Raw genomic sequence first — 25,821 nt, forward strand, 5'->3', positions numbered from 1 at the left:
CTCCTTTGTTTTTTCGATGGTCATCGCACCCGCCGGGTGGGGGTACGCGTGCATTACCGAGTTTATCGTGTCTGCGTGGTGTACGCATGCGTCAACTCGGAGTTTGTGGGGATGCTTTTCCGCTTTATTTTCTTTCTCGTGCACCGGCGCGGTGCCGGTCGTGAGGGGCGGTAAGCATCGGGCTCCGGTGGTTTTCCTTAGGGAAGGACGACTACCTGAGCTGCGAATGCCAGGCCGGCACCGAAGCCGATCTGCAGGGCGAACTTGCCGGAGAGTTCCGGGTTCTCCTTGAGCAGGCGGTGTGCGGCGAGGGGGACCGATGCGGCGGAGGTGTTACCGGCATCGACGATGTCGCGTGCCACTGCCACCGTGTCGGGAAGCTTGAGGGTCTTGACCATCTGGTCAATGATGCGGGCGTTTGCCTGGTGCGGGATGAGCGCGCCGAGCTCGTCGGGGGTGATGCCGGCGGTTTCGAGTGCTTGCTTGGCGACCTTCGCCATTTCCCATACTGCCCAGCGGAAGACGGAGGGGCCGTCCTGGCGCAGGGTGGGCCAGATCTTTTCACCTTCCTGCACAGGGTTTGCGACGAAGTCGCGGTTGCGGATATCCAGCAGGGAGCGGTCCATACCGACGGTGCCCCAGCGGGAGCCGTCCGAACCCCATACGGTGGGGGCGATGCCGGGTTCGTCGGAGGCGCCTACGACTGCTGCGCCTGCGCCGTCGCCGAGCAGGAAGGAGATGGTACGTTCGGTGTTGTCGATGAAGTCGGAGAGCTTCTCAACGCCGATGACCAGCACGTGCTTTGCGGTGCCTGCGCGGACGAGGGCGTCTGCCTGGGCGATGCCGTAGCAGAAGCCTGCACACGCTGCGGAGATGTCGTATGCGGGGCACTTGGAGCCGATTGCGTCGGCGACCAGGGTTGCCAGGGAGGGGGTTGCGTAAGGGTGCGAGATGGTCGAGATGATGACCGCCTCAATGTCCTCACCGGCTACACCGGATGTTGCCAGGGCGTCCTTGGCGGCATCGATGGCGAGGTCGGCTACCGACTGGTTTTCGCTGGCGCGGTGGCGGGTTGCGATGCCGGTGCGCTGCTTGATCCACTCGTCGGAGGAGTCGATTGCCTCAACGATGTCATCGTTGGGGACGATGACATCACCGCGGGCTGCGCCGTAACCGAGGATGCGGGAGTAGCGGTTGATTTCGTACTGCTTGAGGGTAGTCACGTATTCAATCCTTAGTGCTGATGCTCGCAAGACACTGTGTGCCTCGCATGTCTAAAGTGATGTCTAGTGTGAAGGGTTCCTAGCGTGGGGAGGGCTGAGCGCTCTCCTGCGACGTTTAGCCCTTCAGCGAGGCGAGATCCTCGGGAGTGTTGATGGAGGTGCCGGGCACGCCGCGCATCGCGCGCTTTGCCAGGCCGACCAGGGTGCCTGCGGGGGCGACCTCAATAATGCCGGCGACTTCACGCTCGAGCAGGGTTGCCATGCACAGGTCCCAGCGGACGGGGCTGGTGACCTGGGAGACGAGGGTCTTGACGAACTCTTCACCGGATGCCACGGCGGAACCGTCGCGGTTGGTCAGCAGTGCGGAGGTCGGGTCGGATACCTGCAGGGATGCGGCGAACTCTTCCAGGGCGGGCACGGCGGGTGCCATTGCCTCGGTGTGGAATGCGCCTGCGACCTTCAGGGGAATGACGCGAGCGCGTGCGGGCGGGTTCGCGGCGAATGCTTCGATGGCGGGGATGGGGCCTGCGGCTACGATCTGGCCGCCGCCGTTGGAGTTTGCTGCGACCAGGCCTGCTGCGTCGATGGCTTCGCGGACGTTTTCTTCAACGCCGCCGAGTACTGCAGCCATGCCGGTCGGGGAGGCGGCTGCCGCCTCCGCCATACCGTTGGCGCGTACGCGCACGAAACGCATTGCGTCTTCGTCGCTGAGCACACCGGCGAGGGCTGCCGCGGTGATTTCGCCGACGGAGTGACCCGCGAAGATGAGCTCTTCACCCTCAAGTTCACGCAGTGCGAGGCGACCGGTGACGATGCCTGCAGCCACGATGAGGGGCTGGGCGATTGCGGTGTCCTTGATGGTTTCTTCTTCGGCTTCGGTGCCGTAGTGAATCAGGTCGATGCCTGCCGCTTCGGAGAGTCGTTCCAGGTGCTCACGCACACCTTCAATCTCGAGCCAGGGGCTCAGGAAGCCCTTCTTCTGGGAGCCCTGTCCGGGGCAAACGAGTGCGCGCATGCGGTGCGACCTTTCTGGTTTTTAGTACTCGTACGCGGTGCCTCCGCAGAGACGGAGACCACGGTTAGTCTGTTACCTATGCTACCTTGTTCAGCCGCTTTGCATAAACATCGCAGTGCAAGAATTTTGGGGTGCACCGGGAGCTCAGACAGTGGTTGAACAGTGTATAGCTTAGATTGAATTCACCCATTCGCACAACCCGAACGGGCAAGGTTCAAATAGAGAGACAGCTAACTTTCGGGTTGCCACCCCTAGGCTCGTGGATGCGCCCGCGCGTACGTCTCCGCCAGACGCTTCATCGACACGTGCGTGTAAATCTGCGTGGTCGCCAACGATGAATGACCCAACAGCTCCTGCACCGAACGGATATCGGCGCCACCATCGACCAGGTGAGTCGCCGCCGAATGACGCAAAACGTGCGCACCCGACGCCTGAGTGTTCTCCACCGTGCGCAGCAGACGGGTCAGGTCCTCACGAATCTGACGGGCATTTGCACGCCCACCCCGAGGGCCAATAAACAGCGCCGTCACACCCTGAGCGCCCTCCGGAATCCACTGCGGACGACCATACGACACCCAACGATTCAATGCCTTGAGCGCCGGGGTACCCAGCGGCACCACGCGCTCCTTATTGCCCTTACCCAGCACGCGCACCGTCTTATTTGCACGGTCCACGCTCTGCAAATCCAGGCCGGTCAGCTCAGAAATACGCATGCCCGAGGCGTACAGCACCTCAACCACGGCTTCCAGACGTAGCAGGCGCGCATCACGAGGATCCTGCGCCCGACGCTCCTGCAGGGTGGTTAGTAGCTGGTTCATCTGCTCACGGCTCAGCACCGGCGGCAGGTGATTCTCACGCTTGGGGGTGCGCATACCGCGCGTGGGGTTGGCGTGCACCAGTTCCTCCTCCTGAGCCCAGGTGAAGAACGTGCGCAGGGTCGAGCCGCGGCGCGCCACCGTAGAACGAGCCGCCTGCCGCAAATGCAACGAACCCAACCACTCACGAATCAGGGATGCATCAATGCTGTCCAGGTGCCGCACACCGCGGCGCGCCATGTAGCCGAAGAAGCCCTCCAAATCCGAAATATAGGAGCGAATCGTCTCTTCGGAACGGTGCTTCTCATAGCGTAGAAAACGCTCAAAACGGTCCAGGACGGGGCGGAACACCTCGCCGGAAACGCCCAGTGCAGAATCGGGTAGAGCCGAGCCGGGCAGGGCAGGTTCTGGACCCTCAGTGTGGGTTCCGGGATGATTAGCGGCGAGGCTGCGGGTATAGGTCACCGGCAGGGTCGCGGAGGGAGCCTCATCTCGGTATTCTTCCCGGTTCTCGTTCCTGTTTTCAGCTCGGTTTTCGTGCTGGCGGGCGGGGGTCATGCGTCCCTCCTTTCGTAGTTCCGGTTCCTGACTCTAGCGGCGTTGATGCTTCTCGACAGTGTATTTCTGTCCCCGGCTGTATTTCGATCCCTGGCGCATCTGCCGTTAGGACGGCGGGGTAGGCTCCGCGCCAGTACGCGCGAGCCTACCCCAATTGTAGAGAGGTTCTACGCTCTCTACGCACCGCCCCGTCATGACCTGCCGTCCCATCATGACTGACCCTCACATCCCGCTATAGCGGGGTGCTCAGTGGCTCTCCTACGCTGCGGCAGCCGGGCGGACCTTCCTCCAGCTCGTTCCGCTACTCTCCGCCAGACCGCAGCGCCCCAGGTGGAACAGGTCAGCCATCACGTCACGAGCGCTCAACCCGAGGGCTGCGGCAATCTCGTCCACGCCGCGGTAGGAGCGCGGGCTCAGGTCGTCCCAGACCCTACCCTGTCGTTCGGTCAGCTCATCCAGCGCGCTGGAGGTGGCTGCCCGGTCCCATTCGCTCTCGTGCTCGGTGCCCAGCTCAAAACCCGCGGCGGCATCATACTCGAGAATATCGGCGGCCTCGGTGAGTGTTTGCGCTAGTCCATCGCGTAGCAGGCGGTTCGTACCCACCGAGTTCGGCGAGTTAATCTGCCCCGGAACCGCCCAAAGAGTACGCCCAATCTCCATCGCGTGACGAGCCGTGTTCAGCGCACCGGAACGCCAGCGCGCCTCCACCACAATGGTGTGCCGCGCCAACGCCGCAATCAGCCGGTTACGCTCCAGAAAACGCCACCGCGTGGGGGTGTTGCCCACGCTCACCTCGCTCATAATGAGCCCACGGTCAACAATCATGTTCAGCGCATCCGAGTTCTGCGCCGGGTACAGCCGATCCAGCCCACCCGCCATGAAGGCGATGGTCGGCAGGCCGCTGCCCTGCTGGGTCAGCGCCGCCCGATGCGCCGCAATATCAATGCCCATCGCGCCACCAGAAATCACCGTGTACCCGCGGCGCGCCAGTTCGGCGGCAAGGTGGGTCGTCGCCTCCGTACCGTAAATGCTCGGGTCGCGCGAACCGACCAGCGCCACGCTCGGGGCAGAGGCCACATCCAGCAGGTGCCGCGAATCGCCTCGGCACCACAGCCCGTACGGTCGGGCGGGCCCCAAATCGTTCAGCTGCGGCGGCCACAGCGGATCGGCGGGAGTGACCAGCCACGCCCCGCAGGTTGCCGCCATGTGCGCCTCCGCGTTCAGGGTGCGTTCCATGCGGCGGTTCCAGCGCAGGCGGCGAGTCGCGAGCGCCTTGCCGAACTTATCGCGGCTCATCTGATGCTCACCCGGCGTGTAATAGCCATTCGCGCTGAAAAACAGGGTGGACTCCCCCTCGGCGGGCGCACCCACCGAGTGCAGAAATTCGCTGAGCTGCTCATCCGGTTCGCCGTGCTCCCAGGTGTGCGCATCGGGGATGTGCCCGGTCAGCAGGTAGTGCAGGGTCAGCGGCGCGCCCAGGGTGGCGAGGGATTCGACCACGAGCTCATCGGCGGGTTCGGCGTAACGCATCAGCTGAGCGGTACAGCAGCGGATGTACTCGCGGCACGCCGCCTCAAGCTCCTCCGCGCTGAGGGCGGGATTGAAGAGCGGTGCGGTAGCTACGGGGGTGGTTGCGTCTGCGGTATCAGCAGATTTTTTGGCTACTAATTCAGCATCCTCTTGGTTTGCAGACTCCGGTGCCTCATCCAGGTACACCGGATTCAGACAGGAGGCGAGGAACCCCGGCAACCGCGCCGCGTTATACGGGCTCGGCGAGGGTTCCTGCCCCAGCGACAGAATATGCGCCACCCTCTCACGCACCAGGGCGTGCGCATCCAGGGTGTGACCGGGTAGGCGGATCTGCAGTTCCTCCTGCACAAAATCCTGCGGCACATCTTCGGGCACATGCTCTTCAGGCACACGCTCTTCCGGCGCTGTTTCTCTCAGCCCAATGTCTTTCAATTCGGCCTCTTCAGCTCGTTTTCTCAGTTTCTTCTCACTCATGATTTTCTCCTCTCGTGAGTGACTCAATCTCGTGAACACTTCTTCGCTAACGCCTCGGCGATCAAAGCGTCAGCACGCTATTTCAGCTGCCCCTGCTGCCTCAAAAAGAGCGCCACGTCCAGGTGTTCCCGGCTCGGGTAGGCGGCGCCCTCCAAATCGGCGAGGGTCCAGGCGATACGCAGCACCCGGTCGTAGCCGCGAGCCGTCAGCGTTCCGCGGTCCACGGCGGCGTTCAGTTCGCCGGTGAGCTTCGCATCCAGACGCAGCGGGCCGCGCAAAATCTTGCCGTTCATCTCCGCATTCGTCTTCAACCCGTACGGCTCCAGACGCTCCCGCTGAGCCTCCCGCGCCGCCATGACGCGCTCGCGAATCTGCGCCGAACTCTCATTCACCTGACCGCCCGCAAGCTCCGTGGAAGACACCTTCGGAACCGTCACATTCACGTCAATGCGGTCCACCAGCGGGCCTGACAGCCGCCCAAAATAGGCGCGACGCTCACGCGGGGCACACGTGCACTCCGTACCGGTGCCAACGTTCATGCCGCAGGGGCACGGGTTCGCCGCCAGAATCAGCTGAAAACGCGCCGGATACGTCGCCGACGCGCTCGAACGATCCAGGGTCACGGTCCCCGACTCCAGGGGCTGACGGAGCGAATCGAGCACCGTACGTTTGAACTCCGGCGCCTCGTCCAGAAAAAGCACGCCGCGGTGCGCTTTAGACACGCAGCCCGGGCGGGGAATACCGCTGCCGCCGCCCAGAATCGCCGGCGCGGAGGCACTATGATGCGGCGCCTCAAACGGCGGCTGACGCACCAGCTCGCTCAGGTGCTCCCCCGCCGAGCAGAGGGAACGAATCGCGGTCACCTCCATCGCGGCATCGTTGTCGAGGGTCGGCAGGATGCTCGGCAGGCGCTCCGCCAGCATGGTTTTACCCGAACCGGGAGGTCCCGTCAGCAGCATGTGGTGACCACCCGCGGCGGCAATCTCCAGGGCGAAACGACCCTGCGACTGACCGGCAACATCGCTCATGTCCGAGGGAATTTCAGCCGGTTTCGCTACCGGTGCGCTCGCCTCCGTCTGCGGGGCGGGCGGGTAGGTCAGCTTCTGACTCTCCGCGCCGAGAGCGGCAAAAACCTCAGCCAGGCAGCGGAAACCGCTCACCTGCGCGCCGGGGATGAGCGCCGCCTCCTCAGCATTTTCGGCGGGCACAATCACGCGGTGGTGTCCAGCATCCACGGCGGCTTTGACCGCCGGCAGGATGCCCGGCACGGGGCGTAGCGTTCCGTCCAGACCCAGCTCACCCAGGAAGACGCTATCGCCGCTGGGGTGCAGTTTCTTCTCCGCCTGCAGCGCCGCAACCACAATGGCTAGATCGAACGCCGAGCCGCGTTTGGGTAGGGTTGCCGGGGTCAGGTTCACGGTGAGCCGGTGCTGAGTGAGGGTAATACCGGTGTTCTTCGCCGCGGAGCGCACACGCTCTTTCGACTCGTTAAGGGCGGTGTCCGGCAGGCCCAGCAGCACGAAGCCGGGCAGGCCCTGCGAAATGTCTGCCTCGACGTCAACGATGTGCCCGCGCAAGCCCACGAGCGCAACGGAATAGGTGCGTGCGAATCCCATTACGCCACCGCCTTCAGATGCTCGAAGGTGAAGGTTTCGCAGGTCCCGGTCACCGCAATGGCGTCGATGCGAAAGCGCGGAAAATCCAGGTTCTCGCACAGCCTGCACCACAGAATCGCCAGCGAGCGCGTGCGGCGCGCCTTATCGCGGTCAATGGACGCAAACGGGTGCCCAAAGTCTTCGCTACTGCGGGTCTTGACCTCAACGAAAACCAGTTCGTCCTCGGGGTCGATAGCAATCAGGTCGAGCTCGCCGCGGATCTGCTCGTGTTCCAGTCCGGCGGGCGGCCGCCAGTTCCTCTCCAGGATGCGGTAGCCGTTCGCCTCCAAGATGCGGGCGGTCAGCTCCTCACCCCAACGACCGACGCTGTGGGCGCGGGGCTGGGTTCGCTGAGGCTGAGCGCTCTGAATCAGGGTTCTGCGGGGTGCGCTTCGGGTTGCGGCGCGGGCTGTTATTCGGGCTGTTGTCATGGGTCTCTCCCCCGGTAGATAGCGGTAGTGCTTCTACTGTGCCCGCCGCGCGCGTGCCCGAACGCGGTTAACGAAAAACTGTGGATAACCTCGGCTCCTAGAAGGAATTAGAGGTTATCCACAGCCATTTATTTGAAATTTTGGGGCATATTTTTTAAAAACGCCGCTCGGGTGCCGATTCGACGCGTCATATTCGCGCGGTTTCATAACGCAGCTTCATCACGCGGTTTCAACACCCAGCTCTGCCGCCCGGCACCGGCGCGCCTACCCGTGCTTACCCCCGGCAAGGCGGTAAATCAGGCGTGAGCTAGGCGTTAAAGTCCGGCATTTCCGGCACGGTGAACTCCTGGTTGGGCAGGCGCTCCTCCACGTTCACGTCACGCACCGAGTAGGCGTGCACCTTCTTCACAAAGCGGTTGGAGCGGAATACATCCCACACCCACACGTCGCTCATGCTCACCTCAAAGTAGAGGGTGCCGTCCTGCACGTGCGGGGTGACGTCCACCTGGTTCGCCAGGTAGAAGCGTCGGTCGGTTTCTACCGCGTAGCTAAAGAGTGACATGACGTCTTTGTATTCGCGGTAGAGCGCCATTTGGGCGTCGGTCTCGTAGTTTTCGAGGTCTTCTGCGCTCACTACTCTTCCTTTCCTGGGCTTTTGTAGTACTGATTCAGCGGTGGCACGTTAGGCTTTCGCAGGCTTCCGAGGCGCGGTTTTCAGGAACACCACGCGCCCTAGCCGCGCTGTGCCGCGGCGGCCTCAATCTACTCGGCGGTCGCCGGAAGCGACCATGAGAGTCGATGCTGCGGGCTGGGGCCCTGCACGCTAATCGCCTCGCGGTGAGCGGCGGATCCGTAGCCCTTATTCTTTGCCCAGCCGTACCCCGGGTAGTGGGTATCCAGCTGAACCATCAGCTCGTCACGTTCCACCTTCGCAACCACCGATGCGGCGGCGATGGAGGCGCACTTGTAGTCACCCTTGATGACCATGGTCACCGGCATCTGCGCGGGCTCACCTGCACCGCCCTCACCTGCGCCTTCCCACGCCTGGGCGAGCAGCGCGTTGTAGTGTGCCTGCGCCGGATCCGGTGCCAGCGCGCTGAACAGGTCCTCCTGCGGAGGGGTGAACCAGTCGTGCTTACCGTCCAGCAGGGCGGCGTCGGCACGGTATCCGCGGCGCGCCAGCTCGGCGAGCGCACGCTGGGCGGCAAGCCTCAGCGAGAGGGTCATGCCGAGCCGGTCAATATCTGCCGGTTCCACGTGCCCGACCGCCACGGCGCACCACTGGCGGATTTCGGGAACCATGGATTCGCGGCGTGCCGGTGAGAGCGCCTTGGAGTCGATCAGCCCGCCCACATCGAGGGTGGCGTCCGGGGTGAGGATTGCGACGCCCACGGTGACCGGGCCCGCCATGGAGCCGCGGCCCACCTCGTCAATTCCGGCAACCGTGCGGGCGCCGGAGGCGAAGAGCTGCTGCTCGTACTCGAGGTCGGCGGCGGGCGGGGTTGCTTTCGCAGGCTTAGCTTGTGCGGGTTTCGTTGCGTTCTTCTGGGCGCTCACCATCATTCCCAAGCTCGCTTACTTAGAGGGGGTGGAGGTCGGCTCGGGAATCGAGGAGAACACCGAGCTCTGATCCTGCAGCAGACCGAAGTGGTTCAGCGGCCACGCCACCACGAACACGTTACCCTGCACGTCGTCCTTGGAGATGAACGCGGTGCCGTCGCTAATGTGGTAGCGGGAGTCGGCGGAGTTGCTGCGGTGGTCACCCATCACGAAGTACTTGCCGGCGGGCACGGTCACCTTGAAGGGGACCTCCGAGGGCGGGTTGCCGGGGTACAGGTACGGTTCGGTGATTTCTACACCGTTGACCTTGATCTTGCCGGTGCCGTCGCTCTCGACCACGTCACCGGGGGTGCCGATAACGCGCTTGACCAGGAAGTTCGAGGAGGTATCCGGCAGAATACCCGCGAAGGACAGGGCGTCCTTGAGCGGGCTACTGGTCTTCTGGGTGGAGGGAATCCAGCCCTGAGAGTCCTTGAAGACGATCACGTCGCCGCGCTTGGGCTCGCTAAAGTAGGAGCCCGCCACGTTAATGAACACGCGGTCGTTGACCTGCAGGGTCTGCTCCATGGAGCCGGAGGGAATGTAGAAGCCTCGCAGCAGGAAGGTCTTGACCAGGAATGCGATGACCAGCGCGTAGAGGATGACGGTGCCGCCCTCGCGTGCCTGCACCCAGAACCATTCGCCGAGGCGGCCTTCTTCCTGTGCCTGGGAGTAGGTCAGCTCTGCCTGTTCGGCGCGCTTTGCCTTGCGGCGTTCCTTGGGGGTCATTTCGGAGAAGTCTTTGGTGGTTTCCACGTCTGCGGCAGTCTCCTCATCGGCGGTTTCTTCGCGCTCGGTATTCTTCGCTGCGGCACTCTGCTCGGCAGCAGCCTTCTCAGCTGCTGCCTTTTCGGCGGCGAGGCGCGCGAAGTATTCTTCCATTTCCCGGCGCTCGCGGCGGCTTTGAGGCTGGTATCCCTCAGGGAAGGGGCTGGTGTTCGCAGTGTTCTTGTCGTCTGCCATGCTGGAGTGAGCCTTTCGTTTGAGAGATACCTAGCTCGAGTGAAACGGTACCTAGCTATTGTATCGAGAGTGTTTGCGCTCTTGGGCTTTTGTTTCCTGAGAGCGGCAAGGTTCTCAGAATATGCAAAAACCGCTCCTCTCCCGCGGAATGCGGTTGGGGAGCGGTTTGCAACAGAATTCTGAATCTATAAAGATTAGAACTCGCGCTTCTCGCGGATACGAGCAGCCTTACCGTGGCGGTCGCGCATGTAGTACAGCTTTGCACGACGGACGTCACCGCGGGTCACAACCTCGATCTTCTCGATGGAGGGAGAGTGAACGGGGAAGGTACGCTCAACACCAACGCCGAAGGAAACCTTGCGGACGGTGAAGGTCTCGCGAACGCCTGCACCCTGGCGGCCAACGACGAAGCCCTTGAAGACCTGGATACGGTGGTTCTTACCTTCAACGATCTTAACGTGAACGTTCAGGGTGTCACCGGGGCCGAATGCGGGGATGTCGTCACGGAGGGACTTCTTGTCGAGGAAGTCAAGAGTCTGCATAGTTGTAGATCTCCAGAGCCATCTGCCGCAGGTCAAATAGACTCAGATTGCTCTGCCCCACTGCGGGACAGAAAACTTGATGCTTCGGACAGGATTGGTGCCCGAAGGCTGACATCGTTGGTCGCTCTCCCCCCTGCGGCAGGGGCGTGCCCGATGTCAACACAATGCTCCATTATCCCAATGCACCCGCGTTTATGCAAGCATCCGGGGAGCACTTTTAGAAGGGGGGTTCGTCACTCTGGGCTCCCCCACTCTGGGATGCACCGTTCTGCACCGAAGCACTCGGAGCGGTCATGCCCGGCGCCTCCGCGTTCTGCTGGGGTGCGTACTGAGGCGCTTCCTGCTGCACCGGATTCTGGGGCACCGGGTTCTGCAACGACACACCCTGCTGCGGCGCGCCCTGCATGGCTCCCTCGTTGACCGTACGCTTCTCCACGGTGCGGGCGAAGGTGCTCGTACCGTAGTTCAGGTCGTGACCGATGCCGAGGGCGTCCACTTCTACCGTGGTGCCCTGCGTGCCGTCTTCGCGGTTCCAGCGGCTAATGCGCTGACGACCGCTCACGACCAGCGGCTGCCCCTTCTCAATGGATGTGGCGATGTTCTGCGCGAGGCGGCGGTAGGCTTTCACGGTGTACCAGTTGGTGGTGCCTTCTTTCCAGGTGCCGGTGGCGTCCTGCCAGCGCGGGGTGCTGGCGAGGCGAAAGTTCACGACGGGCACCCCGTTGGGCAGGGTGCTCAGTGCCGGGTCGGAGGCGGTGAATCCGCGGATCAGGATGGTGTCGCTCATGGTTTCTCCTTAGAACTAGTGGGTGGGTTCCTTCACCTTGCCAGCGCTATGCCGACCTTGCACCCGGCGGTTACCGCTTCTGTGGATAACCTCGCGTTTTGCAGTTTTGAGTGCCGCCTGTGGATAGATTTTTTGAACTTTTCGCCCCGTTTTTTCAAAATTTACCCGTCAGTAGCACGCTCCCTGCAGAAATATGACGACTGCTCCCCCACGGCAAAGACCCCCATCCCCCTCACCAAAACCTCCGCAACCCCTACCCCACCCGACATGGTGACAGGTATCTCAGCGTCGGGGCGGCTATTTTTGCCCTCCAGTTCACTATTTCAGCTCCGTGCCCTCTATCCTTGATGATGCGGTGCACTCAGCCGCATCCCGTCTACCCGCCTTGGAGAACCCGTGAGCAAAAAGCCCGCGAACAACAACCTGCCTTCCCTGCAGGAACTTCAGCAGCTGCAACGCAACCTGCCCAAGCTGCCCGATTCGATGGACCCGCAGAAGAAGCGCCTCATTTACGGCCTGCTCGCTGTGTTTGCCGTGATCGTGCTGATTATTGGTCTGGTCTACGTGAGCAAGAACGGCGTGGACGGTCTGCTCGGCACCGATAAGAGCACCTCCTCCACCGCAGATGACGAAGAAGCGAACGTCGCAACGGAAACCCTCGCCGAGGTCAAGAACCCCTACAAGGCGGTTGACCCCGCAACCGCGCTCGCACCGGATCTGGCGACCGCGAAGAGCGAACTGGCGTCCCTACAGGTGAAGGATCGCGCCTCGAAGGCCGGCTACTCTCGCGACCAGTTCGGTCCCGCATGGGATGACGTTGACGGCAACAAGTGCAACACCCGCGACGATATTCTGCGCCGCGACCTGACCAATGTTCGTTTCAAGGTCAGGACCCACGCATGCACCGTCATCAGCGGCACTCTGGCTGACCCGTACACCGGCAAGACTATCGAGTTCAAGCGCGGTAAGAAGACCTCCTCGGCTGTGCAGATTGACCACGTGGTGGCACTATCGAACGCATGGCAGACCGGCGCTCAGGATTTGACCGCCGAGCAGCGCCGCCAGCTGGCAAACGACCCGGAGAACCTGCTCGCCGCGGACGGCCCGGCGAACCAGCAGAAGTCCGATGCGGACGCCTCCGAGTGGCTGCCGAGCAACACCGCCTACCGCTGCACCTACGTGGCACGCCAGGTGCACGTGAAGGCGAAGTACAAGCTGTGGGTCACCGCGGACGAGAAGAAGGTCATGGAGCGCGTCCTCAACTCTTGCAAGGACACGAACCCTACTAAGAAGAAATAGTCCCAACCAAGAAATAGCCTCCCGGCACCGCCTCCTTACATACGGCGGCACACAAACGTAAATGCATAAAGAAAACCGCCCCGCACCCTGAGTTTAGGGTGCGGGGCGGTTTTCGTATCTGGCGCCCCAGGAGGGAATCGAACCCCCGACCAAGAGATTAGAAGGCTCCTGCTCTATCCTCTGAGCTACTGAGGCCTTCCTCTAGGGTACATGAGAATTTGCGCTTCTCATGCACCGCACTTCTCGTACGGAAGTCGTTCCAATGGGCAATCCATCCAGCTAGCCGTTAGGAGCCTACCTTAGCGGCATCCCGTTCTGCCTTCTTCACCTCGCGGCGGCGTGCACGGCGGCTAGATGCGCCGGGGAACAACTGCCACCACAAGCGGATGGTGGTGCGGCGAATCTGCGTGGGGTGCAGACTCACGTACACCAGGCGGCGGGTTGCCGGGTCGAGGGCGACCAGGTAGATGATGTAGCCCAGGCAGATGACCGTCGCGATGAGTCGGCCCATGTCCTGGTTGAAGTCGCGCAGGTAGGGCGAAACGTTCAGCTGGTCGCTCACACCGTACGCCATGAAGAACAGCGTGGTGATGAAGTACCACATGAGCTGGAAGTGCGAGCGCAGGCCGGTTGCGGCGAGCATCGGGATTGCCCAGAGCAGGTACCAGGGCTGAATCATGGGGCTGCACAGGAGCATGAACAGGATGGCGAGGCCGGCGTGGCGCACGATGTTGCGGTCACGTCCAACAAATGCCATGGCTACCGCGCCGAGCATACCGATGCCCTTGCCGACGGTTTCGATGAGCTTGCGGATGACCTCGAAGGCATCACCCTGAACGAACAGGGATGCTGCGCCGATGACCAGGCCGAAGGGGGTGTACCAGATGTACTGGCCGCCGGTGGTGGACAGTGCCTTGATCCAGCCGAATTCCAGTCCGGTTGCCCAGCCCATGAGCGCCATTTCGGCAAGCAGCAGCACGCCGGAGAGCGCCCAGAAGATGAACTTGCGCGGCCAGGAGGCGTTCTTACCCGCCCAGAGCAGACCCACGAAGGGCAGCACCACGAGGGCGAGCGGCTTGACGGCAACGCCGAGAGCTACGAAGGTCACGCCGAGGGGTCCGCCCCATCGGGTGTCGCGGTAGCGCTTGGCGTAGTAGAGGCCGCCGAGCATGAACATGGTCATGAGCGAGTCGTTGTGGCCGCTGGCGATGAACGATGCGATGAACAGCGGGTTCGGGCCGATCTGCCAGAGGGCGCGGACCTGGTTGAAGCCGTGCGCCTTGGCGAGCTTTGCCACGTAGAAGAGGATGCCGATAACCGCGAGCACGGAGAGCAGGCGGAAGTAGAAGAGGGAGAGGTCGATGTTCTCCCCCGCCAGGCGCACGATCCACTCTTCGAGTTTGAGTGAGACCGGGCCGTACGGCGGCGGGGATTCCGCCCACATGGGGTCCGCGCCGTTCTGCATGAAGTTCGAGATTTCGGAGACACCGTGCTTGTACGGGTTGAGGCCGTGCGCCATGACCATGCCCTGACCGTAGTAGGAGAACATGTCGCGGCTGTAGATGGTGAACGCGAAGACCTGTGGCAGGGACCAGCTGACGGTGACGGCAATCATCCACCGCATGGTGTTGGGTTCGTTCCAGTCGCCCATTTTCTGGTAGATGCGCAGCCATTCACGGCACATGATCATGGCGCCGAGGGCGAGCAGAATAATGCCGGTGATGACCCACGCGGCTTCGAATCGGATGGCGCGAATAATTTCGTAACGCCAGAAGTTGGAGCTGTCGGCGAGCCAGCCGACGGCGTAGGAGCCGAGGGTGACCATGATGGAGCCGATGGTGCCGATAATCAGCGTGCGCAGACGGTGATTATTGACGTAGTCCAAGAGTTTGGGTGAGAGAGGTGCGTCGTGTGCGCCGGGGGTGGTGAGCCGGTGTGCTAGCTCCTTTGGTGCGCGCATAACTCCCTTTCTGTCTGCATCGTCGTTCTGGTTTTTATCATACCGGAGCCCTTGGATGCACTTGCGAGAATCACTGTTGCGAAGGCACTTGTGGACGTTCCTCAAGGGCCCGCAGAGGGGTGCAGTTCTCCCCCATTGCCGCCGTTTGCCCATCCGCCTGTGCCGTCTTGCACCATCTTGTGCCCTTTTGTGACGTGCTACCCGCCGGGTCGGCGGCGTTTGGGGGTAGAGTGGGAGGGTGAGTATTTCTAGTGAACGTATTGTATGGATTGACTGCGAGATGACCGGCCTGGACGTGGAGAACGACGCTCTCGTCGAGGTGGGTGTTCTGGTCACGGATGCCGATTTGAACATTCTGGGTTCTGGCGTTGAGTTCGTCATTAAGCCCGGTGATGAGTCTCCTGCCGGTGCGCTGGAGAACATGAATGACTTTGTCCGTTCGATGCATGAGGCGTCGGGTCTGCTGCCCGATATTGAGCACGGTGTGTCGATGGATTACGCGCAGGAGCAGGTGCTTCGCTACATCAAGAAGTATGTTCCGGTGGCGGGCAAAGCGCAGCTGGGCGGCAACTCGGTGGGCATGGATAAGCGTTTCTTGGAGCGCTACATGCCCGAGGTCATGGCGCACCTTCACTACCGCGTGATTGATGTGTCGACCATTAAGGAGCTGGCGGCGCGCTGGTACCCGGCGGCTCGTCATAGCGCCCCTGCGAAGACCGGTAACCACCGCGCACTGGGCGATATCAAGGACTCGATTGATGAGTTGAAGTATTACCGCCGCGCCATTTTTGTGCCGCAGGGCCCGGACGCGATTGCTTCGGCGCAGATTGCGCGTGAGGTGGAGGCTGAGCGTGCCGCACGCGAGGCGGCTGAGCGCGAGGCTGAGGCATCCGCTTCTGAGGCGGCAGAGGCGTCCGAGGCGTAAGCACAGCATGTAACGAGCATCACGGCTTTTCAACTTGGCAGGTTTCTGAATCTCCTGTACAGTAGTATCCGTTGCATATCGCAAGGGAAACCAAGCGAAGCACATGGTGGTCGTAGCTCAGTTGGCAGAGCGCCTGGTTGTGGTCCAGGAGGTCGCGGGTTCAACCCCCGTCGATCACCCCGATGGAAAGGGTCGTTATGGTTATCCGTAACGGCCCTTTCGCTTTACCCTCTGTTCGCGTTATCCCCTGTTCGGTTGCCCCGCACACGGTTTACCGGAATAGAGCTTTTACACCCGCACTTTAAACCAGCGAGCGGGAACAGGGCACGCCCCGCATCCTCATGCGACAGGGGCACCCGGCAAGTTCCCGTTCAGCAGTTCCCGTTCAACACAAGCAAAGGATAATTCCGTGGCTATTCGCCCCATCGTTATTCACGGCAACCCCGTTCTGCACCGCCCCGCGGCACCCGTCACCGAGTTTAATGATGAACTCAAGGAGCTCGTGGCTGACATGTACGAGACCATGGACGCATCCAACGGTGTGGGCCTGGCGGCACCGCAGATTGGTGTGGGTCTGCGCATCTTCACCTACAAGATGGAGAATGAGGACGGCGTTCCCCCGCGCGGCTGCATCATCAACCCGGTACTGACCCTGGGCAAGATTTCTACCGCTGACCCGGACCCGTACGAGGAGGAGGAGGGCTGCCTGTCCTTCCCCGGTTACGGCTTCCCCCTCAAGCGCGCCGAGTGGGTGACCGTGAACGGTCTTGACGAGCACGGCAACCCCGTCCACTTTGAGGCGACCGGCTGGTTCGCACGCTGCATGCAGCACGAGACCGATCACCTGGACGGCAAGCTGTACGTGAACCGCCTAAATAAGAAGTGGACCAGCAAGATGAAGAAGGTCGTGAAGAAGGAAGGCTGGACCGTCGACGGTAACTCGTGGATGCCCGGCGTGGATCCGGACCCGTTCGGCCACTAATCGCTGGCTCACCCAAGTTTCTAAGCCCCTCCAGCTTTCGGCAGAGGACTCTTAGACAGAGCTTAAAACGAAGACCGCGAATGCACTCTCAAGGCGCATTCGCGGTCTTCGTTTTCCCATCAGCCGATGATGTTTTCCATCAGCCAACGGTAGCGTGAAACGGGTCATCCTATGAGCCGGGTTCTGTCTAAAACGCCGCCCGAAGGGGCGTTTCGAGGCAATCATCTATCTAGAACGTACGTTGCCGCACGTCTCAAGCAGTCTACCCGAATACGCACCCCACCTCCGTGAAGGAAGCTGACGGGGATCGGGCGCACTACCCTACCATGGCGTATTCTGTTTGACCTTGCTCCGAATGGGGTTTACCTAGCCGGGCACGTCACCGCGCCCGCTGGTGGTCTCTTACACCACCCTTTCACCCTTACCGCGGCGAACCGCGGCGGTTTACTTTCTGTGGCACTGGCCTGCGGGTTACCCCGAGTGGATGTTATCCACCATCCTGTGCTGTGGAGCCCGGACTTTCCTCGAAGCACGTGTGCCTCGCGATTGCCCAGACGGCCCGTTTCACCCAACCCATTATACGCACACCCTTGGAGGTGGCTATTTTCCGGGTTCGTTTCGCGGGTACACGGGGATACGAGGAGGCGCACAAGCAGCCTCGCGGGCATATGCAGGAACCTCGCAACTACACTGCGCCTCGTAGCTACCCTGCGTCTCGCGGGTACACTGGAGAGATGCTGATTCTTCTTCCCCCGTCTGAAGGTAAGACCCCCGCCCCGGCTGGCAACGCGCCCGTATGCTTCGCTGACCTCTCGTTCCCTGAGCTGACCGCCGAGCGTGAGAGCGTCCTGGAGGAGCTGGCGGCAGTTAGCTCGGGCCCCGATGCTCTCACGGAGCTCAAGGTGGGTGCATCCCTCGCAGCAGAGGTGGAACGCAATACCCGCTTGCTGACCGAACCGGCACAGCCCGCGATCCGCACCTACACGGGTGTGCTCTTTGAGGCGCTGGATTATGCGAGCTTCTCCCCCGCCGAACGCGATGCCACGCACTGGTCGCTACTGATTTCTTCGGCACTGTGGGGTATTCTGCGCCCCGAAGACGCAATCCCCGCCTACCGCCTCTCGATGGGCGTGAAGCTGGGATCGGTGGGTGCGCTCGCCTCCTTCTGGAAAGGTGCGCTGGGTACTGCTCTGGAGTCGACTGCGAAGGACCAGCTGATTCTGGACTGCCGTTCTGCCGCCTACGCGAAGTCGTGGGTGACTCCCCCGTCGCAGACTCTGGCGGTTCGTGTGGAGCGTGTGGCTGCTGATGGTTCGCGTAAGGTCGTCTCGCACATGGCGAAGCATTACCGCGGCCTGTTTGCACGCTACCTGATTCAGTCGGGTTTGGCGGCTCGTCCAATTGATGGCTCTACGGCTGGTATTGCCGAATTTTTGGAAGCGGTCAGCGAGGATTGGTCGGTGGAGTGTACCCTGCCGACGGCGCGTAAGGCGGGTATTTTGACGCTGCTGGTGCATGAGCAGTAGGTTGCCCAACTATTTGTTTCCGCTTATTTTTTGCATCATATTGAAAATTTTTTAACTATTTTTCTAGTGGCTTAAATCTGTATTACCCCTTGTAAAACCACATTTCCCCACATTTTAGGGGTAGCTTTTGATGAGCAGAGAAGGCGGTTAGTGTCCAACTATCCGCCTTCTTTTTGCGAGTAAAAATGTTTATAGTATTAAACGGCTCGCCATTGATGGTGGGTATTTCACTCACAAACACTCATATTCTCAACTCAGCACACATGGAAACACGTCACGCCACGTACGTATAGCAAACGACTAGAGGCTTACCCAACGGTTATTGGTTTGCTAGCGTAGAAGTAACCACTCAGAAACACATCGATGGGACAACGATATGTCTAATTTTTCCTCTCGTCGCGCCCTCATTAAGGGTGCGGCAGCGCTAACAGTCGCCGGCGCGTTGGGCGCACACCATGCCGGTGAGCAGGGCGCTCAGGCTGCCACCTTGGACGTTAAGACTACTCCGCTGACGTTCAAGATTACTGAGGCGTCGTTTGATATTAGCGGCTTCAACCTCAGCTACGAGATTACCGGCCTGCAGGCCGTGATTGATAGCGGCCTGTACACCCCGTACATTGAGGTTGGCTACTACACCAAGGAGAAGGGCTTCACCCAGTTCTATTTCTTCTCTCTTGAGCCGAAGAAGCGCATCGAGAATGATGTCTACATTAGGCATCACGTCATTGATCCTGAGATCACCGGTGGCCCGAATGCAGACTTTGGTGTTCGCCTGTCTCTTCGTCCGCGCCGTGAGCAGTACACCATTCTGCGCACTCTTGAAGTTCGCCCCAAGATTGACACGGAGTTCGCGTGGGCACCTTTCATTGTGGACATTGATATGGATGGCGAGTACGCCCCCGATATCTACAGGTCATGTAAGGCAAAGGTTCTGCTGCTCGATAAGGAACGTTGCTTCTACCCTAAGCGTGCGGTGACCCGTGGCGACCTGATGGATGCAATCTACCGAGGCGCCCGCTCGCCGAAGGTGAAGCTTCCTGCGCGTTCTCCTTTCCCGGATTTGTCTCCGAAGGATGAGCGTTACCCGGCGTATATTTGGGCGTATCAGAACGGTCTGACTTCCGGCTGGTCTGACGGTAAGATGCACCCGGAGGCGGTGGCTAGCCGCGCTACGATGGCTGCGTTCTTCTACCGTTACTTTATGCTTACCCCCGGTCGTCGTTCTTATTGGTTCCGTCCCACTACCCCGCAGGATATGAAGCCGGGTGCCCCGTTCTACACCGAGTCGGTGTGGCTGCACTCGTCGGTGAATATCGATACGAGATATCACTATAAGAGCAAGGATTTCCGTCCGACCAAGACTGCTACCCGCGAGGAGCTGGCTCGTGTCCTGTCAATGCTCGACATGCTTGACACCATCCCCAGTAGCCCCTATATCGATGATTAGGATTCGGCAGGTGCCTTGAACCGTACGGTTGCCCCTGCGTGTTTTAGCTTGGGTTGACTTCTAAGAACAGCAGCTGAAGATAGTGGCCTATAGCCTATAGAAGGGGCGGTGAGAGTTTTTCTTTCACCGCCCCTTTTCGTGTGCCTGTTTTCTAGTGCGGACGCTGTTAGGCACCGTTTTTAGTGATGGTTATGTATCCAATTTTTGCCTCTCTATTGTGTGGTCTTTTGGGGGTTTGGGCTTTATCTAAAACCGGGGCGTAATTTTTGAATTTTTTGTCTTATAACTCTCATCGGCATGTTTTTCTCGTGTTTTCATTGATTGTTTAAGACGCGGGTTGGTAGGCTGAAATTGCACTTCAGCATGCCGCCGCTACGGCTCCTCTACGATATGGATTCGGGGCGAGTTCGGTGCGGTGGACTGTCACTCATTTATCCTCTCAACTTCTTTTCTCATTCGCCCTCTTTCATGCAGAAAATTCAGATTGGATAATGATGTCCTCATTCTTTAAACCGCCCCATGGTACACACCGAAAAGTTGTGGGTGTTTCCCTGGCGTTGGGCTTGACTCCGCTGCTGGCTTTGACGCCGGTGGCGGCTCAGGCGGCGCCCGCCTCCCCCGCCCAGCAGGCAGATACGCAGCAGACAGGCAAGCAGCAGGCAGCACTTCAAGCAGCACCCGTGCAGAACGGACCTGCACAGGGCGATAAGCAGGATGCACCCCTGCCGACCCTGCGCGTGTCCAGCGGCTCCCTCGACATTCTTCACGGCGGTACCGTCCACGTGGAGGGCACCGGGCTGAGCCCCGAGTTCTTGGCACATCATGAGCTACGTAGCCTCACGATTGCCCCGAAGGGCTCTTCGACCTACGCTAACCCCTATCAGAAGGTCGATCACCGCGGCCTCGTTTTTGACGCCCCGAAACCGGCTACTGACGGCAGTTTCAGCGCTGACCTGACGGTTCCGGCGAATAGCCTGCCGGCGAACCTGGAGTACGAGGTCATCCTGACCTACCACCCCGTAGACGATGCGCACCCCTACGCGTGGAACACTGAGGACCGCGTCCGTACGGCGTTGCCGGTGGAGTTCAACCTCCCGAAGGCTGTGCTCCCCTCCATCACCTATGATGTTTCGGCTATTTCTGAGGAGCAGATTGCCTCAGGTCAGCCGATTGAGGTGACGCTGACGGGTACCGGTTTTCAGGATGTCAGCTCCGTGAAGTTCACCTTGTCCGAGCATGATGAGCAGGGAAAGGTCACGAACGATAATGTGGCTTCGCTTGGTGAACTGAAGGCACCGGATACGGAAGAGAATCAGCGCATTTTCAAGGGCCTGATTCCTAACGGCTATTTCCAGAAAAAGGTCACTATCCCCGCGGGAGTTTTGAAGTCCGGTAAGGGGTATTCCCTGGGTGTTTCCGGTGTAGAAACCCACGGGTGGAATAAGCTGACGCGCAAGTTCCCCTTCGTTCCTGTGGGCAATAACCCTGCGCACATGGCGTACCAAGATAATTCGTTCAGGAATACCCTGCCGAAGGTATCTGTTGCCGCGCAGGATTTTGATCCCGGTCAGGACCGCGTCTATAAGGTAACTATTTCTAATATTTCCCCCGAGGTGGACCTGGGGTACTACCTTGACTCTGTGTCGATTTATAACGCTACCTCTGGTGAGCAGGGATATTTTGCGAGGAATGATGTAGCGGGTCAATACTATAAGCGTGACGAGCTGGTAACCCGCAACGCTGACGGCACTCTGACCGTGGAGGTTGAGTATAAGGTTCACGGTGATTCCTACAATAGGCCTTCTTCTCGCGGTTCGATGGCTGAAGTGCGTGTGGTGTTCTCGGATTCTCAGTATTCGTACGGTAGCCATAAGTTCACGGTGAGCGCGCAGCTTCCGATGGCCCCTCCTGCCGCTGATGCTGTTGATTGGGAGAACCCGGCGAATGTTAAGTTGAAGGTCGATTCGGGAACCCTCAATATTTCTCAGGGTGGCACGGTGTCGGTGACGACTTCCCCGTTGAGCGCCGAGTTCCGTAAGAAGTACACTTTCCACGAGCTGGCTCTGGTGGAGCGCGGGTCGGTGTACGTGTATGCGGAACACAATATTTATGCGCCTCTCGACGAGTACGGCGGGATGCTCAAGGATCTGGATCATCAGGTGCGGGAGAACCCGGACGGTAGCCTCACCTACACGTTTAAGGTTCCCCCGCAGTACGTTGAGGCTGCCGACGGTGAGCTCTTCGATGTAGTGATGACCTACTACCCGTTGGATGAAGCTGAGCCGGAACCTTCGAGTAGGTCCAACCGTTTGTATGCCCGCGCCCATATTGATGTGGTTCAGGATGCGCAACCGACCCGTGGGACCTACACCTTCAGTCAATCCGCTATCGATGACCCGTGGAAGGATACGACGCTGCGGGTTGAGGGACGCCATATCCTCTCCCAGGCTAGTGAAATGGTTGGTAATGATTGGCCGGTCATCGCTATCTATGAGGCTGACCCTGCAACGGGAAAGATGGTGGGTGAGCCTGTGTTCACTCAGCGGGATGACTACACGTACTACGGGGTTAACACCAGGTGGTTCCGCAATAACTATTTCAGTGCGGAGCTGAAGATTCCTGCGGGTACGTTGAAGCCGGGCAAGCTCTACTTTATTGGTATGTATGGGAACGGGTTGCCTTACCCCGGCATGGAAGATTCTCCGGGTTCTATGCTGAATGATGTTGCCGAGTTCCTTCCGGTGCATTCTCCCGAGCAGGAGTCCGCGGGGCCCACACTGCACCTTGGGTCGGTGGGCCTGAACCCGTACGCGCAGACGAACTTGTTTACGGCACGCGCTACCGGGCTCTTTGCGCCGGGTGAAGGATCGTACCGCCTCTCAGTGCAGCATGTTGATGAGCAGGGGCGTTTGACCGGTCAGACGGTGTTCCAGCAGGCGATTCCGGCTGACCTCATCAAGGATGGCAGGGTGGAGCTGAATCTGACGATCGCTCAGCAGCTGAGCTATTCGGGTGCTTATCGTCTGGTCTTGGAGAAGGTCACCCCCGGTAAGGATGGTGCCGGCGAGTCGGTGGAGCAGCTTGCTTTCGAGGATATTCCTCTGAAGCTGACGCGTGAGGGTGAGTTGCAGGCTGCTGAGCAGTGGTTTGCTGATCGTGATATTTTGCCTAATCCTTCGCCGATGTCCTGGCATAGCGGTATGACGCGCCACGATGTGACGGTGTCGCTGTACCGATTGGCTGGTTCCCCGAAGGTTGAGCTGCCTGCTTTTAGCCCGTACGCGGATGTGGCAACGAACGACCCGGACTACGCCGCGTACATTTGGGCTCGTCAGAAGGGTATTACCTTCGGCTGGGCGGACGGCAAGTTCCACCCGGAGGCGAAGCTTTCGACCCCGTCGACGGTGGCGTTCATGTACAGGTACCAGAAGGCGATGGGTCAGGTCACGCCGAAGGCGCCGACCTCTGCCTCGTTGCCGCGTAGCTTGTCTGTGCCGGGTAACCAGGATGCGCCTCGGAGTGCTAGCGGCTGGCAGCATAAGGTTCGTCAGGGTAGCGCTTTTTGGCGTGAGGCTCAGTGGGCTGTTGATCACCGCATGTGGGGTTACCGCGTTGATGGGGAATACGTCTATGAGGACTTTGATAGGTCTTTCGTTTCCTCTGGTGATTTGAAGTTGATGCTGTACCGCTTGGCGCACGGCGGCAGCCACCTCAAGTAGCGCCGGGTCGTGGTGAGTGAGGTAACCGGTGGGCTGGGATGCTCGACGTAGTTCGACTTTTCAGCCTGCCGGTGCCACCCCGGTTTTTCTTCCCTGCCTCTGCGAGTTCTTTTGCCTAGCACCAGGCTTTACGGGGCTACTTCTCCTCTGTTTTTTTGGGGGGGTCTTTTCAGGCTTTATCCGCTCAACTTTTTCACTCACTTCATCTACTCACTCGTTTCAATCACCGTATAAATTTTGTAGATGGGATAATGATGTCTTCATTCTTCACACCACGAGGCGCCCGGCGCTGTTCCACCTCTCCGCGCCACCCGGCAAGCGCCCGTGCGCTCAGCCTGTCGTTGCTGCTGGGTTTGAGCCCGCTTGCCGGTATCACCCCGGCGGCGCTGGCGGCTCCCGAACACCCGGCACAACCGGCACAGGTTGCACCTGCTCATGCAGACCCGGAACAGGCGACCCCCGCCTCCCCCGCCGCAGCTCAAGAAGATGCTGACGAAGCCACGTCTTCGCTTCCGAAGGTAGATGAATCTCGCCATCCTGAAATGGAAGGGTTTAAAGTCTCTCCTGAGACTCTCAACATTTCTCGAGGCGGCACAGTAACGCTGACGACGCCTCCGCTCAGTGCTGAATTCCGCCAGAATTACGAATTCTACGAATTTTCTCTGGTTGACCGCGGTTCTTCGTACTTCAAAGCCGCGTATGCCCGCATTGACGGATATGCCTACTTTGGCTACCTCTTTGACCGTGATCCCAACCCGAAGCAGATGGTAGAAAACCCAGACGGGAGCTACACCTTCTTTCTCAATATTGGGCCGTACATTATTGAGGCTAATGAAGGCACTCTTTTCGACGTCATTTTGACGTACCACAAGAAGGGCCACCGGGAGGATTCTTGGCCGTCCGAATTCCGTTTTGTGGCGCGTGCACCTATTAATGTTGTGCAGGACCCTAAGCCGACTGAGACGACGTACATTTTCAGTGTGCCCGCAATTGATGACCCGTGGAAGGATACGACTCTGACGATTGAGGGGTTCCATATCCTTACGAGCGGTAGTCGAGAGGGCAAGGATGGCCCCGCGCTTCTGGCTTTTTATGAAGTCGACCCGAAGACCGGAAAGATTGTAGGCGAACCAGAATTCACCACTCGGATTCCGTACCCGGCTTCCCGTAGTGGAGAGCGCGTTTATTTCCTGAATTGGCATTTTAAGACGTCTATTACGATTCCTGGGGGAACGCTTAAGCCGGGTAAGGTCTATAAGATTGGTTTCTACGGTAAAGACCGTCCGGAGGATGAGAATTACCCCGGTGAGTTGCTGAATGATGTTGCAGATTTCATTCCGGTACGTTCGCTTAATAAGGAATCGGCTAGCCCTGAGATGTTTCTGAAGGCTACGACGGTGAGCCCTTATGATGAGGAAAATATCTTGCCGGTACGCGCCGTCGGTTTGAAGAAGCAGCCTGGGGTCTCTTACCGTTTCTCGGTACAACATGTTGATGAGCAGGGACATCTGACCGGTCAGAAGACGCTGGTGCAGGAGATTGCTGCTGAGAGCATCCATGACGGCACGATGGATGAGAAGCTGACCATCTCCGGTGCGCCGCTGAATTATGACGGCTCGTACAGGCTCTTCTTGGAAAAGGTGACTGCCGGCAAGGACGGTACGGTTGAGTCGGTTGAGCAGCTTACTTCGAAGGATCTACAGCTGCAGTTTACGAAGAATAAGGAGGTCAACGCCGCCTGGGCATGGTTTAAGCGCCGTCAGGTTCTTCCTGAGTTTTCTGATTCAGGTAGGAACAGCTATATGACGCGCCGCGATGTGACGGTGGCGCTGTACCGTCTTGCGGGTTCGCCGAGAGTGGAGCTTCCGGCGACGAGTCCTTATGGAGATATCACTCCGGATGATCCGGACTACGCCGCGTATATTTGGGCTCGTCAGAAGGGCATTACGTTCGGTTGGGCGGATGGGAATTTCCACCCGGAGATGAACATGCACAATTATTCGACGGCGGCGTTCCTGTACAGGTATCAGCGTTCGCGCGGTATGATGTCTCCCGGCTTGCCGACTGCCGCACCGCAGTCTCGTAACGGTAGCCTGCCGGGGTCGGATGAATCTGAGGTGAGCGCTAACCCATGGGTTCTGGATTTGGAGGAGGGTAGTGCTTTTTGGCGTGAATCTCGGTGGGCTGTGCAGCAACGCATTTGGGGCTACACCAGGGGTTGGGAACACGAACGCTTTTTCATGGAGACAACGTCTGTCTATGACTTGGCGTTGATGCTCTACCGCATGGAGCACGGCGGTAGCCATCTCAAGTAGCGCCCAGTTGTGGTGAGGGGTAACCGGTGGGCTGGAATGTTCGGATTAGTTCGACT

The 25,821-nt window shown here is 59.8% G+C and carries 19 protein-coding genes, 2 tRNA genes and 1 other RNA gene; 8 read left to right on the forward strand and 14 right to left on the reverse strand.

Annotation, left to right across the window (positions count from 1 at the left end; all coding sequences use genetic code 11):
- Positions 1 to 197: 197 nt before the first annotated feature.
- The 11 genes from RQ593_RS06755 to RQ593_RS06805 form a co-directional block, all read right to left on the reverse strand.
- Positions 198 to 1,223, reverse strand: coding sequence for a beta-ketoacyl-ACP synthase III (locus tag RQ593_RS06755; RefSeq protein WP_311450154.1), 1,026 nt, complete (start codon positions 1,221 to 1,223; stop codon positions 198 to 200).
- Positions 1,224 to 1,338: 115 nt separating this feature from the next.
- Positions 1,339 to 2,238 (reverse strand): ACP S-malonyltransferase, encoded by a 900-nt coding sequence (locus RQ593_RS06760; RefSeq protein WP_311450155.1) that lies wholly within the window; start codon positions 2,236 to 2,238, stop codon positions 1,339 to 1,341.
- A 251-nt stretch (positions 2,239 to 2,489) separates the two neighbouring features.
- Positions 2,490 to 3,611: a tyrosine recombinase XerC gene (locus RQ593_RS06765; protein ID WP_311450156.1), complete on the reverse strand. Its 1,122-nt coding sequence runs from the start codon at positions 3,609 to 3,611 to the stop codon at positions 2,490 to 2,492.
- Positions 3,612 to 3,869: 258 nt separating this feature from the next.
- On the reverse strand, positions 3,870 to 5,615 hold the full coding sequence (gene dprA / locus RQ593_RS06770) for a DNA-processing protein DprA (RefSeq protein ID WP_397545900.1): 1,746 nt from the start codon (positions 5,613 to 5,615) through the stop codon (positions 3,870 to 3,872).
- Positions 5,616 to 5,692: 77 nt separating this feature from the next.
- Positions 5,693 to 7,231, reverse strand: coding sequence for a YifB family Mg chelatase-like AAA ATPase (locus RQ593_RS06775; RefSeq protein ID WP_311450158.1), 1,539 nt, complete (start codon positions 7,229 to 7,231; stop codon positions 5,693 to 5,695).
- Positions 7,231 to 7,701, reverse strand: a complete 471-nt coding sequence (locus tag RQ593_RS06780) for a YraN family protein (protein WP_311450159.1) — start codon at positions 7,699 to 7,701, stop codon at positions 7,231 to 7,233. Before RQ593_RS06780 ends, RQ593_RS06775 begins: the two co-directional genes overlap by 1 nt.
- 307 nt (positions 7,702 to 8,008) lie before the next feature.
- Positions 8,009 to 8,335: a DUF2469 domain-containing protein gene (locus RQ593_RS06785; protein WP_005506259.1), complete on the reverse strand. Its 327-nt coding sequence runs from the start codon at positions 8,333 to 8,335 to the stop codon at positions 8,009 to 8,011.
- Between the two features lie 128 nt (positions 8,336 to 8,463).
- Complete coding sequence (locus RQ593_RS06790) at positions 8,464 to 9,261, reverse strand: ribonuclease HII (RefSeq protein ID WP_311450179.1); 798 nt, start codon at positions 9,259 to 9,261, stop codon at positions 8,464 to 8,466.
- Between the two features lie 15 nt (positions 9,262 to 9,276).
- Entirely contained in the window at positions 9,277 to 10,263 is a 987-nt protein-coding gene (gene lepB / locus RQ593_RS06795) for a signal peptidase I (RefSeq protein WP_311450160.1), read from the reverse strand.
- Positions 10,264 to 10,457: 194 nt separating this feature from the next.
- Complete coding sequence (gene rplS / locus RQ593_RS06800; RefSeq protein ID WP_049337710.1) at positions 10,458 to 10,805, reverse strand: 50S ribosomal protein L19; 348 nt, start codon at positions 10,803 to 10,805, stop codon at positions 10,458 to 10,460.
- 217 nt (positions 10,806 to 11,022) lie between these two features.
- Entirely contained in the window at positions 11,023 to 11,592 is a 570-nt protein-coding gene (locus RQ593_RS06805) for a single-stranded DNA-binding protein (RefSeq protein ID WP_049354774.1), read from the reverse strand.
- A gap of 396 nt (positions 11,593 to 11,988) precedes the next feature.
- On the opposite strand from RQ593_RS06805, the gene RQ593_RS06810 reads away from it, so the two are divergent.
- On the forward strand, positions 11,989 to 12,891 hold the full coding sequence (locus tag RQ593_RS06810; RefSeq protein ID WP_311450161.1) for an HNH endonuclease family protein: 903 nt from the start codon (positions 11,989 to 11,991) through the stop codon (positions 12,889 to 12,891).
- Positions 12,892 to 13,010: 119 nt separating this feature from the next.
- On the opposite strand, the gene RQ593_RS06815 is transcribed toward RQ593_RS06810, so the two are convergent.
- Positions 13,011 to 13,086: transfer RNA gene (locus RQ593_RS06815), tRNA-Arg, on the reverse strand.
- 91 nt (positions 13,087 to 13,177) lie between these two features.
- Positions 13,178 to 14,851 carry a polyprenol phosphomannose-dependent alpha 1,6 mannosyltransferase MptB gene (gene mptB / locus RQ593_RS06820; RefSeq protein ID WP_311450162.1) on the reverse strand — a complete coding sequence of 558 codons (1,674 nt, stop codon included), beginning with the start codon at positions 14,849 to 14,851 and terminating at the stop codon, positions 13,178 to 13,180.
- Between the two features lie 238 nt (positions 14,852 to 15,089).
- On the opposite strand from mptB, the gene orn reads away from it, so the two are divergent.
- The 3 genes from orn (at position 15,090) to def (ending at position 16,758) form a co-directional block, all read left to right on the forward strand.
- Complete coding sequence (gene orn / locus RQ593_RS06825; protein ID WP_304193266.1) at positions 15,090 to 15,776, forward strand: oligoribonuclease; 687 nt, start codon at positions 15,090 to 15,092, stop codon at positions 15,774 to 15,776.
- A gap of 106 nt (positions 15,777 to 15,882) precedes the next feature.
- A tRNA-His gene (locus RQ593_RS06830) sits at positions 15,883 to 15,955 on the forward strand.
- Between the two features lie 230 nt (positions 15,956 to 16,185).
- Complete coding sequence (def, locus tag RQ593_RS06835) at positions 16,186 to 16,758, forward strand: peptide deformylase (protein WP_049334074.1); 573 nt, start codon at positions 16,186 to 16,188, stop codon at positions 16,756 to 16,758.
- A 156-nt stretch (positions 16,759 to 16,914) separates the two neighbouring features.
- On the opposite strand, the gene rnpB is transcribed toward def, so the two are convergent.
- Positions 16,915 to 17,320, reverse strand: an RNA gene (rnpB, locus tag RQ593_RS06840) — RNase P RNA component class A.
- A gap of 106 nt (positions 17,321 to 17,426) precedes the next feature.
- Between rnpB and RQ593_RS06845 the strand changes: the two genes are divergently transcribed.
- The 4 genes from RQ593_RS06845 (at position 17,427) to RQ593_RS06860 (ending at position 25,765) form a co-directional block, all read left to right on the forward strand.
- Entirely contained in the window at positions 17,427 to 18,284 is an 858-nt protein-coding gene (locus RQ593_RS06845) for a peroxide stress protein YaaA (protein WP_311450163.1), read from the forward strand.
- Between the two features lie 376 nt (positions 18,285 to 18,660).
- The gene (locus RQ593_RS06850; RefSeq protein WP_049354779.1) at positions 18,661 to 19,731 is read left to right on the forward strand and encodes an S-layer homology domain-containing protein; all 1,071 of its coding nucleotides are present in this window, start codon (positions 18,661 to 18,663) and stop codon (positions 19,729 to 19,731) included.
- A gap of 539 nt (positions 19,732 to 20,270) precedes the next feature.
- Positions 20,271 to 23,450 (forward strand): siroheme synthase, encoded by a 3,180-nt coding sequence (locus tag RQ593_RS06855; RefSeq protein ID WP_311450164.1) that lies wholly within the window; start codon positions 20,271 to 20,273, stop codon positions 23,448 to 23,450.
- A gap of 251 nt (positions 23,451 to 23,701) precedes the next feature.
- A complete protein-coding gene (locus RQ593_RS06860; RefSeq protein ID WP_049354781.1) occupies positions 23,702 to 25,765 on the forward strand; it encodes a superoxide dismutase in 2,064 nt (687 codons plus the stop codon).
- Positions 25,766 to 25,821: the final 56 nt, after the last annotated feature.

This window comes from uncultured Rothia sp., from assembly GCF_963507905.1.
Lineage (GTDB): Bacteria > Actinomycetota > Actinomycetes > Actinomycetales > Micrococcaceae > Rothia.

Excerpts from the sequence above, each read along its gene's own strand:
- RQ593_RS06805 (WP_049354774.1), bottom strand. The coding sequence starts at position 11,592 with ATGAGCGACACCATCCTGATCCGCGGATTCACCGCCTCCGACCCGGCA.
- dprA (WP_397545900.1), bottom strand. The coding sequence starts at position 5,615 with ATGAGTGAGAAGAAACTGAGAAAACGAGCTGAAGAGGCCGAATTGAAA.
- RQ593_RS06760 (WP_311450155.1), bottom strand. The coding sequence starts at position 2,238 with ATGCGCGCACTCGTTTGCCCCGGACAGGGCTCCCAGAAGAAGGGCTTC.
- RQ593_RS06790 (WP_311450179.1), bottom strand. The coding sequence starts at position 9,261 with ATGGTGAGCGCCCAGAAGAACGCAACGAAACCCGCACAAGCTAAGCCT.
- rplS (WP_049337710.1), bottom strand. The coding sequence starts at position 10,805 with ATGCAGACTCTTGACTTCCTCGACAAGAAGTCCCTCCGTGACGACATC.
- RQ593_RS06780 (WP_311450159.1), bottom strand. The coding sequence starts at position 7,701 with ATGACAACAGCCCGAATAACAGCCCGCGCCGCAACCCGAAGCGCACCC.
- mptB (WP_311450162.1), bottom strand. The coding sequence starts at position 14,851 with ATGCGCGCACCAAAGGAGCTAGCACACCGGCTCACCACCCCCGGCGCA.
- RQ593_RS06765 (WP_311450156.1), bottom strand. The coding sequence starts at position 3,611 with ATGACCCCCGCCCGCCAGCACGAAAACCGAGCTGAAAACAGGAACGAG.
- RQ593_RS06860 (WP_049354781.1), top strand. The coding sequence starts at position 23,702 with ATGATGTCTTCATTCTTCACACCACGAGGCGCCCGGCGCTGTTCCACC.
- lepB (WP_311450160.1), bottom strand. The coding sequence starts at position 10,263 with ATGGCAGACGACAAGAACACTGCGAACACCAGCCCCTTCCCTGAGGGA.
- RQ593_RS06775 (WP_311450158.1), bottom strand. The coding sequence starts at position 7,231 with ATGGGATTCGCACGCACCTATTCCGTTGCGCTCGTGGGCTTGCGCGGG.
- RQ593_RS06850 (WP_049354779.1), top strand. The coding sequence starts at position 18,661 with ATGTCTAATTTTTCCTCTCGTCGCGCCCTCATTAAGGGTGCGGCAGCG.
- RQ593_RS06845 (WP_311450163.1), top strand. The coding sequence starts at position 17,427 with ATGCAGGAACCTCGCAACTACACTGCGCCTCGTAGCTACCCTGCGTCT.